The sequence below is a fragment of the Mycobacterium sp. NGS68 genome (genome assembly GCF_059812195.1).
Genome location: NZ_JCALCE010000003.1, coordinates 61528 through 77237 on the forward strand (window position 1 = coordinate 61528; position 15710 = coordinate 77237).

Sequence of the window (15710 nt, forward strand, 5' to 3'; positions counted from 1 at the left end):
GCCGTCACCGTAATCGTCAGGCCGCGTCGTGAAAAATCAGGCCCATGGCATAGCGTTCGCCGGAGCGGACCGTCGAGATGCCGTGCCGGACCGGCGCCGCCGACCAGCCCCGTTTCGAGCGCACCGGACGCTCCCTCGTGGTGAAGACGAATCCGTGCCCCTGCGGCAACTGCGTTGCCGTGCCGCGGGATTGGGCCCGCGGCCGTTGCTCGACCAACAGGAATTCGCCGCCGGTGTAGTCGCGGGCCGGGTCGCTGAGGTTGATCACCACCTGAAGAGGAAACACCAACTCGCCGTAGAGATCCTGGTGCAGGGCGTTCCAGTCGTCGGCGCCGTACTTCAGCATCAGCGCGGTGGACCGGGTCTGGCCGGCGGCGTGGCAGGCCGCCAGCCATTCGTCGAGGGTGTCCGGCCAGGGCGCGTCGCGGCCCAGCCTGGCCCACCACTCGCGCGCTATCGGCAGCAACCTGGGATAGAGCGCCTGCTTGAGGGGCTCGATCGGATCGGGATACGGGGCGTTGAAGTAGCGGTACTGCCCGGCGCCGTATCGCCTGGGGCCCATGTCGATGGTCGAGCGGAACAGGCCGTCGTCGGCGTAGAGACCGCGTAGCCGCGCCGCTTCGGCGGCTGTGACCAGCTGGGGCAGCAGTGCGCCGCCGTATTCGTCGACCTCGGTGGTGATGGCGTTCCAGTCGCCGGAGTCGACACGCTTCTGCCAATCGGCCATCCGTTACTCCGGTCCTGTCTGTAGTGGCGCGTCCCGGGGTATCCGCTTGGAGCAGGTGCCCCTACTGGACGTCCACACCGAGGAGATCGTCATGCTGCACACGCTGGTTCTAGCCGCCCAGGACAACCCGCAGGCCGCGGGCCTGATCTTGAGGGGAATCAAGGGCATTTTCGTCCTGATCGGCAGCGTCATCGCCGCGATCGTGTGCGCGCTGATCGCCGCCATGAAGGGGCGAAACCCCATCGGCTGGGGCATCCTCGGGCTGTTCTTCAGCATTCTGACGCTCATTGTCGTCGTCATCGTGCCCAGTAAGAAGGGCTAAGCCGGCACGCAGTGGGTACACCAGACCGGTGATCACAACCATCATCGGCGCCCTCGTCATCGGGCTCATCGTGGGAGGGCTGGCCCGGCTCGTGATGCCGGGCAGGCAAAACATCGGCGTCATCATGACGGTGCTGCTCGGCGCTGCCGGCTCGTTTCTGGGGACGTGGGTGTCGTACAAGCTGGGATATTCCAACCAAAACGGCGGCTTCAAGATAATTCCGTTCCTGGTTGGCATCATCATCGCCGTCGTGTTGATCGCCGCCTATCTGGGAATCACGGGTCGGCGCGGCAACAGCACGCGATGACCCGCGCGGCCATTGGCCGCGACATGCCCCAGCGGGTACCGTGTTCGACGCGGACGAGTTGGCTGGGCGGCCGCGGCTCGCGCTCTCGTGGCGACGAGTCGAGGAAAGTCCGGACTTCACAGAGCAGGGTGATTGCTAACAGCAATCCGAGGTGACTCGCGGGAAAGTGCCACAGAAAACAGACCGCCACCCTCGCGGTGGTAAGGGTGAAACGGTGCGGTAAGAGCGCACCAGCATCCCGGGTGACCGGAATGGCTAGGCAAACCCCACCCGAAGCAAGGTCAAGAAGGCCGCACCGGGAGGTGCGGCCGCGCAGGCGTTCGAGGGTTGCTCGCCCGAGCCTGCGGGTAGACCGCTCGAGGTACCCGGCAACGGTGTGCCCAGATGGATGGTCGCCGCCTTGCCGCCGTTGCTTACGCCGCGGCGGTGAGGAACAGAATCCGGCTTACAAGCCAACTCGTCCGCCTTCGCTCCGGCTGCCTCGGGAGATCACGCATTTCGCGATCGAGACGCTCGCCGAGTGTCGGATTGAGGCACGCTTGACGCCGTATCGCGTGCCATAAGTCGACACTCGAGCGCGGCCGTCAGCGCCGGCTCAACGCCGCGCCTTGCGCACCGCCTTCTGCAGCGCGCGCAGCGCATCCCCGACCTGCTCACGGCAGCTCTCGGCGAAGTCGCTCTCCAGCTGGTAGAGCAGGCCGTATGTGAAGGTGTCCTCGCCCGCGGCGTGCGCGGAGTCGGCCTGGTGGCCTAGGTGCTCGCGACTCACGACGCTGTCCTGGTGATCACCGAGCAGCGACTGAATGGCCTTCGCCTGCTCGGCCACCTTGTCGGCCCCGGTGGCCGCCGCGGTGTAGCGGAGTCGTTTGGCGCGCTTGCGGATCCGGTGCAGCGCCTCGTCGCGCTCAGGGTGCGCGTCGTCTGCACTGGCCCGGGAGGCCTTGGCGGCCTTGCGCACCCGCCGGTACGCCGCGTCGATAGTCACCGGTGTCGCGTCCTCGTGCGCCGACCCGACGGGAATGTCGGCCACGAGCGCGTCGAGCGCGTCGAGCAGCCGGAAGTAGCGGTGCGACCGCATGGCGATCAGCGACCGCCGCAGCCCCGTCTGGTAGCGCCGGCGCGCGCCCTCCACCAAGCGCTCCCGGATGGGCCCGCGCACCAATTCCGGCGCCAACAGGTCCAGGTGCTGCCGGTAGCGCTCGGCGAGCACCTCGGCATCGCGCGCCACCCCCAAGACCGCGGCGAGCTCGCGCAGTTCATCGAGGACCCACGCGACATTCGCCGACTCGAAGGCATCCTGCGAATCCCGCAGCAGGCTGCGGATCTTGCGGATGGTCACCCGCAATTGGTGGACCGAGTCGTCAGTATCGGCGCGCACGGCGCGGTCCCACACCAGCAGCTCGTCGATGTACTCGGCCACCGCGCGGTGCACCGGGTCCGACGGCGCGGGCGCGGCCGGGGCGTCGTGCCGCAACGTGGAACCCAGCGTGCGGGCCAGCTTGGAACCGTGGTTGGAGGGGGTCGCGCCGGCGTCGAGCAGACGATTGCTCAGCCGGTTCAACAGCTTGGTATCGGCGGTCCCGTTCGTCGCGACGAGCTCCACCTCCCACTCGCGCCACTCCTGTTCGGCTGGGCCGGCGCCGCCGGAGTCGGCCGTCCACGCGGTGACGTGGTCGTTGCTGAACTCCGCCAGCGCGGTGCCGTCGCTGCCGTAAAGCACCTGGCTATCGCGCTGCGTGGTGATCCGCGCGACCGGCTCGAGCGGGCGGTCGCGGACGATCGCCAACACCACATCTCGCAGCTCATCCGGTACGGATTCCGGGCCGGAAGTGGCCAGCGGCACGTGGATCTCGGTGCGGGCGTCCGGCCCCGCCGGCAGCTTCAGGTGCCAACCGGCGTCGGTGCCGCCGGTGCGGCGCCGCAGCGTGATCTTGTTGCGCGCCAAGTCCTGCGCCGGTGTGTCGAAATAGATCGCGTCCAGCGACTGGGCGGGTGACTTCTCGACCCTCGCCACCGCGGCGATGCCCTCGAACGAGGGCGAAACCGTCGAGTCGACGATGTCGAACTTGCGTTCCACCTCCAGATGGCGCGCCGTCTTTGGCGCTTTTCCAGGCATCGTTGACTTCCCATGGTCAGTGGATGGCTCTAACGTGTCGCTGCCGAGCATCCCTAGCGTGCCATATCAAAGTGAACGGGCTTTCGAACGTGTTCGGTCTATGCGCGGCGCGAAAACCGCTTATGGTTTTGCCGAGCGGGGCAGCCGCTCCGGCTGCGGCTTGTCGGGTACCTGATTAAGGAGCTGTGTCATGGTGTTTTTCGGTTGTCGCAGACCTCGTGTGTTCACCGGCGCGGTGGCCGTCGGGGCAGTAGGTGGCGCACTGCTTTTCGGCGCGGCGGCCGGCTCTGCCAACGCGGACCCGCAACCCGCGCCGCCTAACTGCACGGCGGCCGACATGGCCGGGATAGCCGCGGGCGTCGCGGCGTCGACGTCGGCATACCTGTTCGGTCACCCGGACGTCAACGACTTCTTCACCGGCCTGAAGGGGCTGACCCGCGAACAGATGCGCGACCGGTTGCAGCAGTACATGGACGCCAACCCGCAGACCCATGCCGACCTGCAGGGCCTCCGCGCGCCCATGACCGATTTCCGGGCTCGCTGCGGAGCGCCGGCGCCGACCGAAGACTAGAAGCAGTGCTCGTCGGCGGGGAACACCCCGCTGGCCACGTCCTCGGCGTATTGCATTGCGGCGCGGCGTAGTTCACCGCCGATGTCCGCGTAGCGCTTGACGAAGCGGGCGGTCTTCCCGCTGCTGAGGCCGGCCATGTCCTGCCACACCAGTACCTGGCCGTCGCAGTTCGGGCCGGCGCCGATCCCGACCGTCGGAATCGTCAGCTTGCCGGTGATCTGGGTGGCCAACTCGGCCGGCACCATCTCCATCACGACGGAGAAGGCCCCGGCTTCGGCGACCGCGATCGCGTCGTGGATGGTCTGCTCGGCGGCGTCGCCGCGGCCCTGGACCTTGAACCCGCCCAGGGTGTTGACACTCTGCGGCGTGAAGCCGATGTGCGCCATCACCGGGATGCCCGCGGCGGTCAGAAACGAGATTTGCTCGGCTACCCGCTCGCCGCCTTCGAGCTTGACGGCGTGGGCGCCGCCCTCCTTCATGAAGCGGGTGGCGGCGGCCAGTGCGGCGGTGGGCCCGGCCTCGTAGCTGCCGAACGGCAGGTCGGCGACGACGAGCGCGTGCGGGGCGCCCCGTACCACCCCCCGCACCAGGGGAATTAGTTCGTCGATGGAAACCGGCACGGTGGTGTCGTAGCCGTAGACCACGTTGGCGGCGGAGTCACCGACCAGCAGTACCGGGATACCGGCGTCGTCGAAGACCCGGGCGGTCGAGTAGTCGTAGGCCGTGAGCATGCCCCACTTGTGGCCTTCGGCCTTCCATTTCTGCAGGTGGTGGGTGCGAATCTTGGTGCGCGGCGCGGAACCGGCAGGGTTGGAGCCATAAACATTCTGCTCAGAAGACATCTTTGTCCCTAGTGATTTGGTCTGGTCGATCCTCGTGGCCCTCAGGTCTTCTTCCTGAAACGGGTCCCCGGGTTCGTCGGACTCCCACAGTCTGCCACCTTTTGTCCATCGTTGTCACCGGGCTGTCACCGGCCGGCACTGTGACACGCCCCATCGGACCCCTACCATCGACGGGATGCAGCGGCTCAGCGGACTCGATGCCAGCTTCCTGTACCTGGAAACCGAGACACAGCCCATGCATGTTTGCTCGCTCATGGAGCTGGACACGTCGACCATGCCCGGCGGCTACACCTTCGACCGGCTGCGCGATGCGCTGTCGCTACGGATCACAGCGATGCCCGAGTTGCGCGAAAGGCTCGCCAACAGCCCGCTGAACCTCGACCATCCGGTCTGGGTGGACGACGAAACCTTCGACATCGGTCGTCACCTGCACCGGATCGTGCTGCCGGCGCCGGGAGGCCGGGCGGAGATCTCGGAGATCTGCGGCCACATCGCGTCGCTGCCGCTTCAGCGCGGGCGCCCGCTCTGGGAGATGTGGGTCCTCGAAGGTGTGGGGGCCGGCGACTGCCACCGAATCGCGCTGCTGACCAAGGTGCACCACGCCGGGGTGGACGGGGTGACCGGCGCCAACCTGATATCGCGGCTGTGCACCCCCGAGGCCGACGCGCCCGCACCGGATCCGGTGGTCGGCGTCGGCGGCGCCACCGGGTGGCAGATCGCCGCGGGTGGGCTCCTGCGGTTCGCCGCCCGCCCCCTGCACCTGGCCAACGTGCTGCCGCAAACCATGACGTCGGTGATCGCCACGCTGGCGCGGGCACTGGAGGGGCAGGCGATGGCCCGCCCCTTCGCCGCGCCGCCGACGCTGTTCAACGCCAGCGTCAGCGGCCGGCGGACGGTCGCCTACGCGCAGTTGGACCTCGAGGACATCAAGCGGGTGAAGAACCGCTTCGGCGTCAAGGTCAACGACGTGGTGATGGCCCTGGTCTCCGGCGTGCTGCGGCAATACCTGGCCGAGCGCAACGTGCTGCCCGAGACGTCGCTGGTCGCGACGGTGCCGGTCTCGGTGCGCGGCAAGTCCGATCGCGCCGGCCGCAACCAGATTTCGGGCATGTTTTCCAGCCTGGAAACCCAGGTCGCGGACCCGGGGGAGCGCCTGCGTGCCATTGCGCAGGCGAATTCAGTTGCCAAAGAACATAGTTCGGCGATCGGCGCCACGCTGTTGCAGGATTGGACGCAGTTCGCCGCGCCGGCCGTGTTCGGGATCGCGATGCGGGTCTATGCCAACACCCGGCTGACGCACAGCCTGCCGGTGCACAACCTGGTGGTCTCCAACGTGCCGGGGCCGCAGCTCCCGCTGTATCTGCTGGGCTGTGAGGTGCAGGCGATGTATCCCTTAGGGCCGATCTTTCACGGCTCGGGACTGAACATCACGGTGATGTCGCTGAACGGCAAGCTGGACGTGGGGTTGATCTCCTGCCCGGACCTGCTGCCCGATCTGTGGGAGATGGCCGATGAGTTCGCCGTGGTGATGGAAGAACTGCTGGCAGCCACCGGGTAACCAGCATCTTGTCCGCCCTCTGGCAGCATATGTTGGCATGCGCCCCTCTCGCCGCGACACGATCGCGCGCACGCTGCTGATCTGGACGGCGATCGCAGCCGTGGCGATGCTGCTCGCGGGCTGCGTCCGCGTCGTCGGCGGGCATGCGGTCATGGCGGGGCCCAGGCTGGGCCAGCCGGTGAAGTGGGTGCCGTGCCGCGCCAACAACCCGGCCAAGCTGCCGCCCGGCGCGATGTGCGGCAAGCTCGCCGTGCCGGTGGACTACGACCACATCAGCGGCGACGTGGCGGTGCTGGGGATGATCCGCTTCGCCGCGACGGGCAACCGGATCGGTTCGCTGGTGATCAACCCCGGCGGTCCCGGCGAGTCCGGGGTCGAGGCCGCTCTGGGCATCGTTCAGACGTTGCCGCCGAAGGTCCGTGAACGGTTCGACCTGGTTGGGTTCGACCCGCGCGGGGTGGGGCTGTCGCGGCCGACGATCTGGTGTAACTCCGACGCCGACAACGACCGGCTGCGAACCGAGCCGCAGGTCGACTACACGCCGGCGGGCGTGCAGCGCAGCGAGGACGAGACCAAGGAGTTCGTCGCCCGCTGCGTCACCAAGATGGGCATCAACTTCCTGCGCAACGTCGGGACCGTCAACGTCGCCCGCGATCTCGACGCGATCCGCGCGGCGCTGGGCGACACCAAGCTGACCTACCTGGGCTACTCCTATGGCACCCGCATCGGCTCGGCCTACGCCGAGGCGTACCCGCAGAACGTGCGCGCGATGATCCTCGACGGCGCCGTCGACCCCAACGCCGATCCCATCGAGGCCGACCTGCGGCAGGCCAAGGGATTCCAGGACGCGTTCGACGACTACTCCGCGGACTGCGCGAAGAAGCCGAGCTGCCCGCTGGGCACCGACCCGGCCAAGGCCACCGACGTCTACCACAGCCTGCTCGACCCGCTCGTCGACCCGAACAACCTGCAGGTCAGCAGGCCGGCGAAGACGAGCGACCCGCGCGGGCTGAGCTACAGCGACGCCATTGTCGGCACCATCATGGCGCTGTACTCGCCGACCCTGTGGCGCCACCTGACCGACGGACTGAGCGAGTTGCGCGACGGCCGCGGTGACACGCTGCTCGCGCTGGCCGACATGTACATGCGCCGCGACTCCAAGGGCCACTACACCAACGCCACCGACGCCCGGGTGTCGATCAACTGCGTCGACACGCCGCCGATCACCGACCGGGCCAAGGTCATCGACGAAGACCGCCGCTCCCGCGAGCTCGCCCCCTTCATGAGCTACGGAAAGTTCACCGGTCACGCGCCGCTGAGCACCTGCGCGTTCTGGCCCGTGCCGCCGACGAGCAAGCCGCACGCGGTCTCGGCGCCCGGACTTCCGCCGACGATCGTCGTATCCACCACTCACGACCCGGCCACCCCGTACAAGGCCGGGGTGGACCTGGCGTCCCAGCTGCACGGGTCGCTGCTCACCTTCGACGGCACCCAGCACACGGTGGTCTTTCAGGGCGACAGCTGCATCGACGCGTACATCACCGAGTACCTGATCAACGGCAAGACGCCGCCGTCCGGCGCCAAGTGCTGAGCGCGGGCCGCTGCGCTCGACGTGCTTGCAGGGCGAGAGCCCTTTTGAGGGATGCATAAGAGACCAAGGCGTGACCTTTTCGCGTCGTCGCGGGTATGCACGGCTGACACGATGACTGCCATGTCGCGCCGGAGACCGATGAGCTCGGCGCTTCTTTCGTTAGTGGGCGTCGGTTTGCTGCTTGCGGGCCAGCCGGCCATCGCCGGCGCCACCCCCGAGCCCGGCGAGGGCCAGACGCAGAGCCCGCAGCCGCCGGCGGTCGCGAAGCCGAACTGGGGCGGCTGTGGCGAATGGGGCGACACCAGTGACATCCCCACCGCGAAGTGCACCACGGTGGCGGTCCCCGTCGACTACAACAATCCCGCTGGGGCACAAGCCAAGTTGGCGGTGATCCGGATTCCGGCGACCGGCCAGCGGATCGGGTCGCTGCTGCTGAACCCGGGCGGCCCGGGCGGGTCCGCGGTCGACATGGTCGCGGGGCTGGCGCCGGCGCTGGAAGGCAGCGAGATCCGCGCCCACTTCGACCTGGTGGGCTTCGATCCGCGGGGCGTGGGCCACTCCACCCCTGCGCTGCGGTGCCGCACCGATGCGGAGTTCGACGCCTTCCGGCGTGACCCGATGGTCGACTACAGCCCGGCCGGGGTGGCCCACATCGAGCAGGTCTACAAGCAGTTGGCCAAGGAGTGCGCCGACAAGATGGGCGTGGCGTTCCTCGCCAACGTCGGCACCGCGTCCGTGGCGCGGGACATGGACGTGGTCCGCCAGGCCCTGGGCGACGAGCAGATCAACTACCTGGGCTTCAGCTACGGCACCGAGCTGGGCACCGCCTACCTGGAGCGGTTCGCCGACCGTGTGCGGGCGATGGTGCTCGACGGCGCCATCGATCCGACCGTGGGCCCCGTCGAGGAAAACATCAGGCAGATGGCGGGATTCCAGACCGCCTTCAACGACTACGCGGCCGACTGCGCCCGCTCGCCCGCCTGCCCGCTTGGGACCGACCCGAGCCAATGGATCGCGCGCTACCACGCGCTGGTCGACCCGCTGGTCCTCAAGCCGGCGCACACGTCGGACCCGCGCGGACTCGGCTACGCCGACGCCACCACCGGCACCCTCAACGCGCTCTACACCCCGTCGCACTGGAAATACCTGACCAGCGGCCTGCTCGGGCTGCAGCGGCACACCGACGCCGGCGACCTGCTCATGCTGGCCGACGACTACGACGGCCGCGACAAGCACGGCCACTACGACAACGGCCAGGACGCGTTCAATGCGATCCGCTGCGTGGACGCGCCGTCGCCGACGGACGCGGAGAGCTGGGTCGTCGCCGATCAGCAGATCCGCCAGGCCGCGCCGTTCCTCAGCTACGGTCCGTTCACCGGCAACGCGCCCCGCGATCTGTGCGGGTTGTGGCCGGTGCCGGCGACGACCGCGCCGCACGTTGCGCCCCAAGTCGCGCCCGGCAAGGTCGTCGTCGTCTCCACCACGCACGACCCGGCGACCCCGTATCAGGCCGGCGTCAACCTGGCCCACCAGCTGGGCGCGCCGCTGATCACCTACGACGGCACCCAACACACCGCGGTATTCAACGGCGACCAGTGTGTGGACGGCGCGGTGACCCGCTACCTCGTCGATCTGACCATGCCCCCGCCCGGCCTGCAGTGCCGACGCTGATCCAGCGCTAGCGAGTCCGCAACGCGCCTGACCGGGCACCGGTAACACGCCGTTAACACGAAGTGCCTACTGTTCGGGTATGGATCGACAGAAGGAATTCGTGCTCCGCACGCTCGAGGAGCGAGACATCCGCTTCGTGCGGTTGTGGTTCACCGACGTGCTCGGTTACCTGAAGTCGGTCGCGATCGCGCCAGCCGAACTCGAGGGTGCTTTCGAAGAGGGCATCGGCTTCGACGGCTCGTCCATCGAAGGCTTCGCGCGCGTCTCGGAATCCGACACCGTGGCCCACCCCGACCCGTCGACGTTCCAGGTCCTGCCGTGGGTGACCAGCTCCGGCCACCAGCACTCGGCGCGGATGTTCTGCGACATCACCATGCCCGACGGCTCACCGTCGTGGGCGGACCCGCGGCACGTGCTGCGGCGCCAGCTGCAGAAGGCAAACGACCTCGGCTTCTCCTGCTACGTCCACCCCGAGATCGAGTTCTTCCTGCTCAAGCCCGGCCTTGAGGACGGTTCGGAACCCATTCCGATCGACAACGCAGGCTATTTCGACCAGGCGGTGCACGAGCCCGCCTCGCGATTCCGCCGGCATGCCATCGAGGCCCTCGAATTCATGGGCATCTCGGTGGAGTTCAGCCACCACGAGGGCGGGCCTGGACAGCAGGAGATCGACCTGCGCTTCGCGGACGCCCTGTCGATGGCCGACAACGTGATGACCTTCCGCTACGTGATCAAAGAGGTCGCGCTGGAGAGCGGCGCGCGGGCGACGTTCATGCCCAAGCCCTTCGGCCAGCATCCCGGCTCCGCAATGCACACGCACATGAGCCTGTTCGAGGGCGACGTCAACGCCTTCCACAGCGACGACGACCCGCTGCAGCTGTCGGACGTCGGCAAGTCGTTCATCGCCGGGATCCTCGAACACGCCTCTGAAATCAGCGCGGTCACAAACCAGTGGGTCAACTCCTACAAGCGGCTGGTGGTCGGCGGCGAGGCGCCGACGGCCGCGTCCTGGGGCGCGGCCAACCGGTCGGCGCTGGTGCGGGTGCCGATGTACACGCCGCACAAGACGTCGTCGCGGCGGGTCGAGGTGCGCAGCCCCGACTCGGCCTGCAACCCCTACCTGGCGTTCGCCGTGCTGCTGGCCGCCGGGTTGCGCGGCGTGGAGAAAGGCTACGTGCTGGGGCCGCAGGCCGAGGACAACGTCTGGGACCTCACGCCCGAGGAACGCCGCGCGATGGGCTACCGCGACCTGCCGTCCAGCCTGGACAACGCCCTGCGCGCGATGGAGTCCTCCGAGCTGGTGGCGGAAGCGTTGGGGGAGCACGTCTTTGACTTCTTCCTCCGCAACAAGCGCACAGAGTGGGCCAACTACCGCAGCCACGTCACCCCCTACGAGCTGAAGACTTACCTGTCGCTGTAGCGGTTGCGCTAACGTCGTTCGCGTGACCAAGCCCGCGACGGAGCGCCCCAGGCTGCCCAGTGTCGGCCGGCTCGGACTGGTCGACCACCGCGCCGGCGAGCGCCTCAAGCAGCTGGGCTGGTACGACAAGGACGACCAGGCCCACGTCGAGCGGCTGTGGTCGCTGTCGCGCGCACCCGACGCCGACGCCGCGCTGCGCACCCTGATCCGGCTCTTCGAGAACCCCGACACCGGCTGGGACGAGCTCAGCGCCGCGCTGCTTACCGACCGCAGCCTGCGGGGGCGGTTGTTCGCCGTGCTGGGGTCGTCGCTGGCCTTGGGCGATCACCTGGCGGCCCACCCGCAGTCGTGGAAGCTGTTGCGCGGCAAGGGCAAGCTGCCCACCCCTGAGCAGCTGACCCAGGCCTTCGACGAATGCCTGGACGACGCTGGTCCCGGCACCGTGGTGCCGCAGCTGAGCGCCCTGTACCGCGACCAGCTGCTGGTGCTGGCCGCGCTCGACCTGGCCGCGACGGTCGAGGACGAGCCGGTGCTGCCGTTCACGCTGGTCGCCAGGCAGCTGTCCGACCTCGCCGACGCCGCGCTGGCGGCGGCGCTGCGGGTGGCCGAGAAGACGGTCTGCGGTGACCGCTCGCCGCCGCAGCTGGCGGTCATGGCGATGGGCAAATGCGGTGCCCGCGAACTGAACTACGTCAGCGACGTCGACGTCATCTTCGTCGCCGAGCGCGCCGACCCGCTCAGCACGCGAGTGGCCGGCGAGATGATGCGGGTGGCGTCGGATGCGTTCTTCCAGGTGGACGCCGGGCTGCGTCCCGAGGGCCGCAGCGGCGAACTGGTTCGCACCGTCGAATCGCACGTCGCCTACTACCAGCGCTGGGCGAAGACCTGGGAGTTCCAGGCGCTGCTGAAGGCCCGCGCCGCGGTGGGCGACCCGGAACTGGGCAAGCGCTACCTCGACGCGCTGATGCCGATGGTGTGGGTGGCCTGTGAGCGTGAGGACTTCGTGGTCGAGGTGCAGGCCATGCGGCGCCGCGTCGAGCAGCTTGTGCCCGCCGACGTGCGGGGCCGCGAACTCAAGCTCGGCACCGGCGGATTGCGCGACGTGGAGTTCGCGGTGCAGCTGCTGCAGCTGGTGCACGGCCGCAGCGACGAGTCGCTGCACGTGGCGTCGACGGTCGACGCGCTGGAGGCGCTGAGCGAAGGTGGCTACATCGGCCGCGAGGACGCGGCCAACCTCACGGCGTCCTACGAGTTCCTCCGGCTGCTCGAGCATCGGCTGCAGCTGCAGCGGCTCAAGCGGACCCACCTGCTGCCCGAATTCGACGACGACGAAGCCGTCCGGTGGCTCGCGCGCGCCGCCCACATCCGGCCCGACGGGCGGCGCGATTCGGCGGGGGTGCTGCGCGACGAGCTCAAGAACCAGAACGTGCGGGTGTCCCGGCTGCACGCGAAGCTCTTCTACCAGCCCCTGCTGGAGTCAATCGGCCCGGCGGGCCTGGAGATGGCCGGCGGGGGCATGACCCCCGAGGCCGCCGAGCGTCAGCTCGCCGCGCTGGGCTACGAGGCCCCGAAGATCGCGTTGAAGCACATGTCGGCGCTGGTCAACCAGAGCGGACGGCGCGGCCGCGTGCAGTCGGTGCTGCTGCCGCGGCTGCTGGACTGGATGTCGTATGCGCCCGACCCCGACGGCGGGCTGCTGGCCTACCGGCGCCTCAGCGAGGCGCTCGCCACCCAGAGCTGGTACCTGTCCACGCTGCGGGACAAGCCCGCCGTCGCCAAGCGGCTCATGCACGTGCTGGGGACCTCCGCGTATGTGCCGGATCTGCTGATGCGCGCGCCTGAGGTCATCCAGCAGTACAGCGACGGGCCGGCCGGCCCGAAGCTGCTCGAGGCCGACCCGGCCGCCGTGGCCCGGGCGCTGGTCGCGTCGGCCGGCCGCTACACCGACCCGGTGCGCGCCATCGCCGCCGCGCGCACGCTGCGACGTCGCGAGCTGGCCCGGATCGGTTCGTCGGACCTGCTGGGCCTGCTCGAGGTCAGGGAGGTGTGCCAGGCGCTCACCTCGGTATGGGTGGCGGTGCTGCAGGCCGCGCTGAACGCGATCACGCGGACCAACCTGCCCGAGGACGGCAAGCCTCCCGCCGCCATCGCGGTGATCGGCATGGGCCGGCTCGGCGGGGCCGAGCTGGGCTATGGCTCGGACGCTGACGTGATGTTCGTCTGCGAGCCGGCCGCCGGTGTCGAGGATTCGCAGGCGATCCGCTGGTCGACGACGATCGCCGAGCAGGTGCGGACCCTGCTGGGCACCCCCAGCGTCGACCCGCCCCTGGAGGTCGACACGAACCTGCGGCCCGAGGGCCGCAACGGCCCGCTGGTGCGCACCCTGGCGGCGTACACGGCGTACTACGCCCAGTGGGCGCAGCCGTGGGAGATCCAGGCGCTGCTGCGCGCGCATGCCGTGGCCGGTGACGCCGATCTGGGCCACCGATTCCTGCTGATGGCCGACAAGACGCGCTATCCGCCCGACGGCGTGTCCGCCGAGGCCGTGCAGGAGATCCGCCGGATGAAGGCCCGCGTCGAGTCCGAGCGGCTGCCGCGGGGCGCCGACCCCAATACGCACACCAAGCTGGGCCGCGGGGGACTGGCCGACGTCGAGTGGACGGTGCAGCTGTTGCAGCTGCGGCACGCCCACGAGATCCCGGCCCTGCACAACACCTCGACGCTGCAATCCCTGGACGTGATCGCCGAGCACGACCTGGTCCCGGCCGACGAGGTGGACCTGCTGCGCGAGGCCTGGCTCACCGCGACCCGCGCCCGCAACGCGCTGGTGCTGGTGCGTGGCAAGCCCACCGACCAGCTGCCCGGACCGGGACGTCAGCTCAACGCCGTCGCGGTTGCCGCGGGTTGGGGTAACGACGACGGGAGCGAGTTCTTGGACAACTACCTGCGGGTGACGCGGCGCGCAAAGGCCGTCGTACGCAAGGTGTTCGGCAGTTGACCGAGGACTTCGGCGCGATGAGCGCGATGTTCGAGGTGCTCAGCACCGCGGAGGCCGATCGGGTGACCGCGCTGTACGCGCCGCTGGCAGCGGCCGTCCGGGAACTCGTCGACGCCACCATCCGCACCGAGGCCGACGACGACGTCGTCGCCGACGCGCGCGCCGCGATCGAGGCCGCCACCGCGGCGTTGCGCCGACGGGTCCGGCCGGTAGGAGTGAGCTACCGCGTCGACGGTCGACCGCTGCCGTTGGGCAATGCGGCTGTGGGCCTGTGCAATCCGATCGCACCGCCCGTCGTCGTCCACCACGCAGGTGCCGGGCGCTGCTGGGCCGAGTTCGTCCTCGGGTCGGCCTACGAGGGCCCGCCGGCGTTGGTGCACGGCGGCGTCAGCGCGCTGGTGCTCGACCACATGCTCGGCGAAGCGGCCAGCGAAGGGCTGTCCAAGCCCCGCTTCACCGGCACCATCACCGTGAAGTACCTGCGCGGCGCCCCGCTGGGCCCGCTGCGTTCCGAAGCATGGATCGATCGCAAGGAAGGCGTCAAAGTCTTTGCGCGTGGCTGCATCTCGGATGCGAAGGGCGTCACCGTGGAGGCCGAAGGGGTCTTCATCGAGCCTGCCTGGGCGCGAGACGGGCACGTCGCACGATGAAGTTCTACGTCAGCAGCGCGTTTCTGAACACTCGCGAAATCCTCGAGATCGCCAGGGCCGCAGACGACCTCGGCTATGACGGCCTCGGTATCCCCGACCACGTCGTCAACCTGGAGACCCTGGAAACGCCGTACCCCTACACCAAAGACGGTGAGCGACGCTGGGAGCCGTTCACCGACTGGCCCGATCCGTGGGTTCTGGTCGGCGCGCTGGCCCAGGTCACCACGCGGCTGAAGTTCGTCACCACCGTCTACATCCCCGCCATGCGCAATCCCTACTCCGCGGCCAAAGCCATTGGCACCGCGGCACTTCTGGCGTCCGGCCGTGTGGAGCTGGGTATCGGTGTGGGGTGGTGCCGCGAGGAATTCGCGCTGATGGGGGAGCAGTTCGAGGCGCGCGGCAAGCGCACCGACGAGATGATCGAGCTGATGCGGGAGCTCTGGTCACCGGGCTGGACCGAGTTCGACGGCCAGTTCTATCGGGCGCCGCGGCTGGAGATGCAGCCGACGCCGCCGCCGATACCGGTGTACGTCGGCGGGCTCAGCGACATCGCACTGCGCCGCGCCGCGCGGCACGACGGCTGGATCGGTGACCTGATCAAGACCGACCGCGCCATCGAGGCGGTGGGCCGACTGCGCGATCTGCGGGCCGAAACGGGTTTGTCCATGGATGATTTCACCGTGTTGACACCGCTGACCGACGCGTTCACCGCCGCCCACTATGAGCGCGCCGCCGAAGCCGGCATCACCGGCATCATCACCATGCCGTGGATGTTCTACGCCGGGCCGCAGGCTTCTTTGCCGGACAAGATCGACGGCATGCGGCGGTTCCGCAAGGACCTCGGGCTCGACGGGTAGTTACGCCTTTTTTGGTTTTGCCACGGGCTCGCTTCCCAAGTTGCTACGGTCCTCGAGGCGGACGAATTTCGGGAGGAAAT

13 protein-coding genes and 1 other RNA gene are annotated in these 15710 nt (G+C 68.8%); 11 read left to right on the forward strand and 3 right to left on the reverse strand.

What is annotated here, in order from left to right; translation table 11 throughout:
* Positions 1-16: 16 nt before the first annotated feature.
* Positions 17-727: a 2OG-Fe(II) oxygenase gene (locus AC5Y5V_RS05095; RefSeq protein WP_499931643.1), complete on the reverse strand. Its 711-nt coding sequence runs from the start codon at positions 725-727 to the stop codon at positions 17-19.
* Between the two features lie 55 nt (positions 728-782).
* On the opposite strand from AC5Y5V_RS05095, the gene AC5Y5V_RS05100 reads away from it, so the two are divergent.
* The 3 genes from AC5Y5V_RS05100 (at position 783) to rnpB (ending at position 1820) form a co-directional block, all read left to right on the forward strand.
* Complete coding sequence (locus tag AC5Y5V_RS05100; RefSeq protein WP_499931942.1) at positions 783-1049, forward strand: deoxyribodipyrimidine photolyase; 267 nt, start codon at positions 783-785, stop codon at positions 1047-1049.
* Between the two features lie 28 nt (positions 1050-1077).
* Complete coding sequence (locus AC5Y5V_RS05105; protein ID WP_499931645.1) at positions 1078-1356, forward strand: GlsB/YeaQ/YmgE family stress response membrane protein; 279 nt, start codon at positions 1078-1080, stop codon at positions 1354-1356.
* Between the two features lie 54 nt (positions 1357-1410).
* Positions 1411-1820: RNase P RNA component class A (gene rnpB, locus AC5Y5V_RS05110), an RNA gene on the forward strand.
* A 131-nt stretch (positions 1821-1951) separates the two neighbouring features.
* On the opposite strand, the gene AC5Y5V_RS05115 is transcribed toward rnpB, so the two are convergent.
* On the reverse strand, positions 1952-3472 hold the full coding sequence (locus AC5Y5V_RS05115) for a CYTH and CHAD domain-containing protein (protein WP_499931647.1): 1521 nt from the start codon (positions 3470-3472) through the stop codon (positions 1952-1954).
* Positions 3473-3662: 190 nt separating this feature from the next.
* Between AC5Y5V_RS05115 and AC5Y5V_RS05120 the strand changes: the two genes are divergently transcribed.
* Positions 3663-4043, forward strand: coding sequence for a heme-binding protein (locus AC5Y5V_RS05120; RefSeq protein WP_499931649.1), 381 nt, complete (start codon positions 3663-3665; stop codon positions 4041-4043).
* On the opposite strand, the gene panB is transcribed toward AC5Y5V_RS05120, so the two are convergent.
* Positions 4040-4885, reverse strand: a complete 846-nt coding sequence (gene panB, locus AC5Y5V_RS05125; protein ID WP_499931650.1) for a 3-methyl-2-oxobutanoate hydroxymethyltransferase — start codon at positions 4883-4885, stop codon at positions 4040-4042. The genes AC5Y5V_RS05120 and panB overlap by 4 nt on opposite strands.
* Before the next feature lie 175 nt (positions 4886-5060).
* On the opposite strand from panB, the gene AC5Y5V_RS05130 reads away from it, so the two are divergent.
* The 7 genes from AC5Y5V_RS05130 to AC5Y5V_RS05160 all read left to right on the forward strand — a co-directional run bounded on the left by AC5Y5V_RS05130 (position 5061) and on the right by AC5Y5V_RS05160 (position 15630).
* The gene (locus AC5Y5V_RS05130; RefSeq protein WP_499931652.1) at positions 5061-6443 is read left to right on the forward strand and encodes a WS/DGAT/MGAT family O-acyltransferase; all 1383 of its coding nucleotides are present in this window, start codon (positions 5061-5063) and stop codon (positions 6441-6443) included.
* Positions 6444-6480: 37 nt separating this feature from the next.
* Entirely contained in the window at positions 6481-8034 is a 1554-nt protein-coding gene (locus AC5Y5V_RS05135; protein WP_499931654.1) for an alpha/beta hydrolase, read from the forward strand.
* A 111-nt stretch (positions 8035-8145) separates the two neighbouring features.
* Positions 8146-9705, forward strand: coding sequence for an alpha/beta hydrolase (locus AC5Y5V_RS05140; RefSeq protein WP_499931656.1), 1560 nt, complete (start codon positions 8146-8148; stop codon positions 9703-9705).
* A gap of 79 nt (positions 9706-9784) precedes the next feature.
* The gene (locus AC5Y5V_RS05145) at positions 9785-11125 is read left to right on the forward strand and encodes a glutamine synthetase family protein (protein WP_499931658.1); all 1341 of its coding nucleotides are present in this window, start codon (positions 9785-9787) and stop codon (positions 11123-11125) included.
* Positions 11126-11147: 22 nt separating this feature from the next.
* On the forward strand, positions 11148-14123 hold the full coding sequence (locus AC5Y5V_RS05150) for a bifunctional [glutamine synthetase] adenylyltransferase/[glutamine synthetase]-adenylyl-L-tyrosine phosphorylase (protein ID WP_499931659.1): 2976 nt from the start codon (positions 11148-11150) through the stop codon (positions 14121-14123).
* A gap of 17 nt (positions 14124-14140) precedes the next feature.
* Complete coding sequence (locus AC5Y5V_RS05155; protein WP_499931944.1) at positions 14141-14773, forward strand: PaaI family thioesterase; 633 nt, start codon at positions 14141-14143, stop codon at positions 14771-14773.
* Positions 14770-15630: a TIGR03619 family F420-dependent LLM class oxidoreductase gene (locus AC5Y5V_RS05160; RefSeq protein ID WP_499931661.1), complete on the forward strand. Its 861-nt coding sequence runs from the start codon at positions 14770-14772 to the stop codon at positions 15628-15630. The genes AC5Y5V_RS05155 and AC5Y5V_RS05160 overlap by 4 nt, the downstream gene beginning before the upstream one ends.
* Positions 15631-15710: the final 80 nt, after the last annotated feature.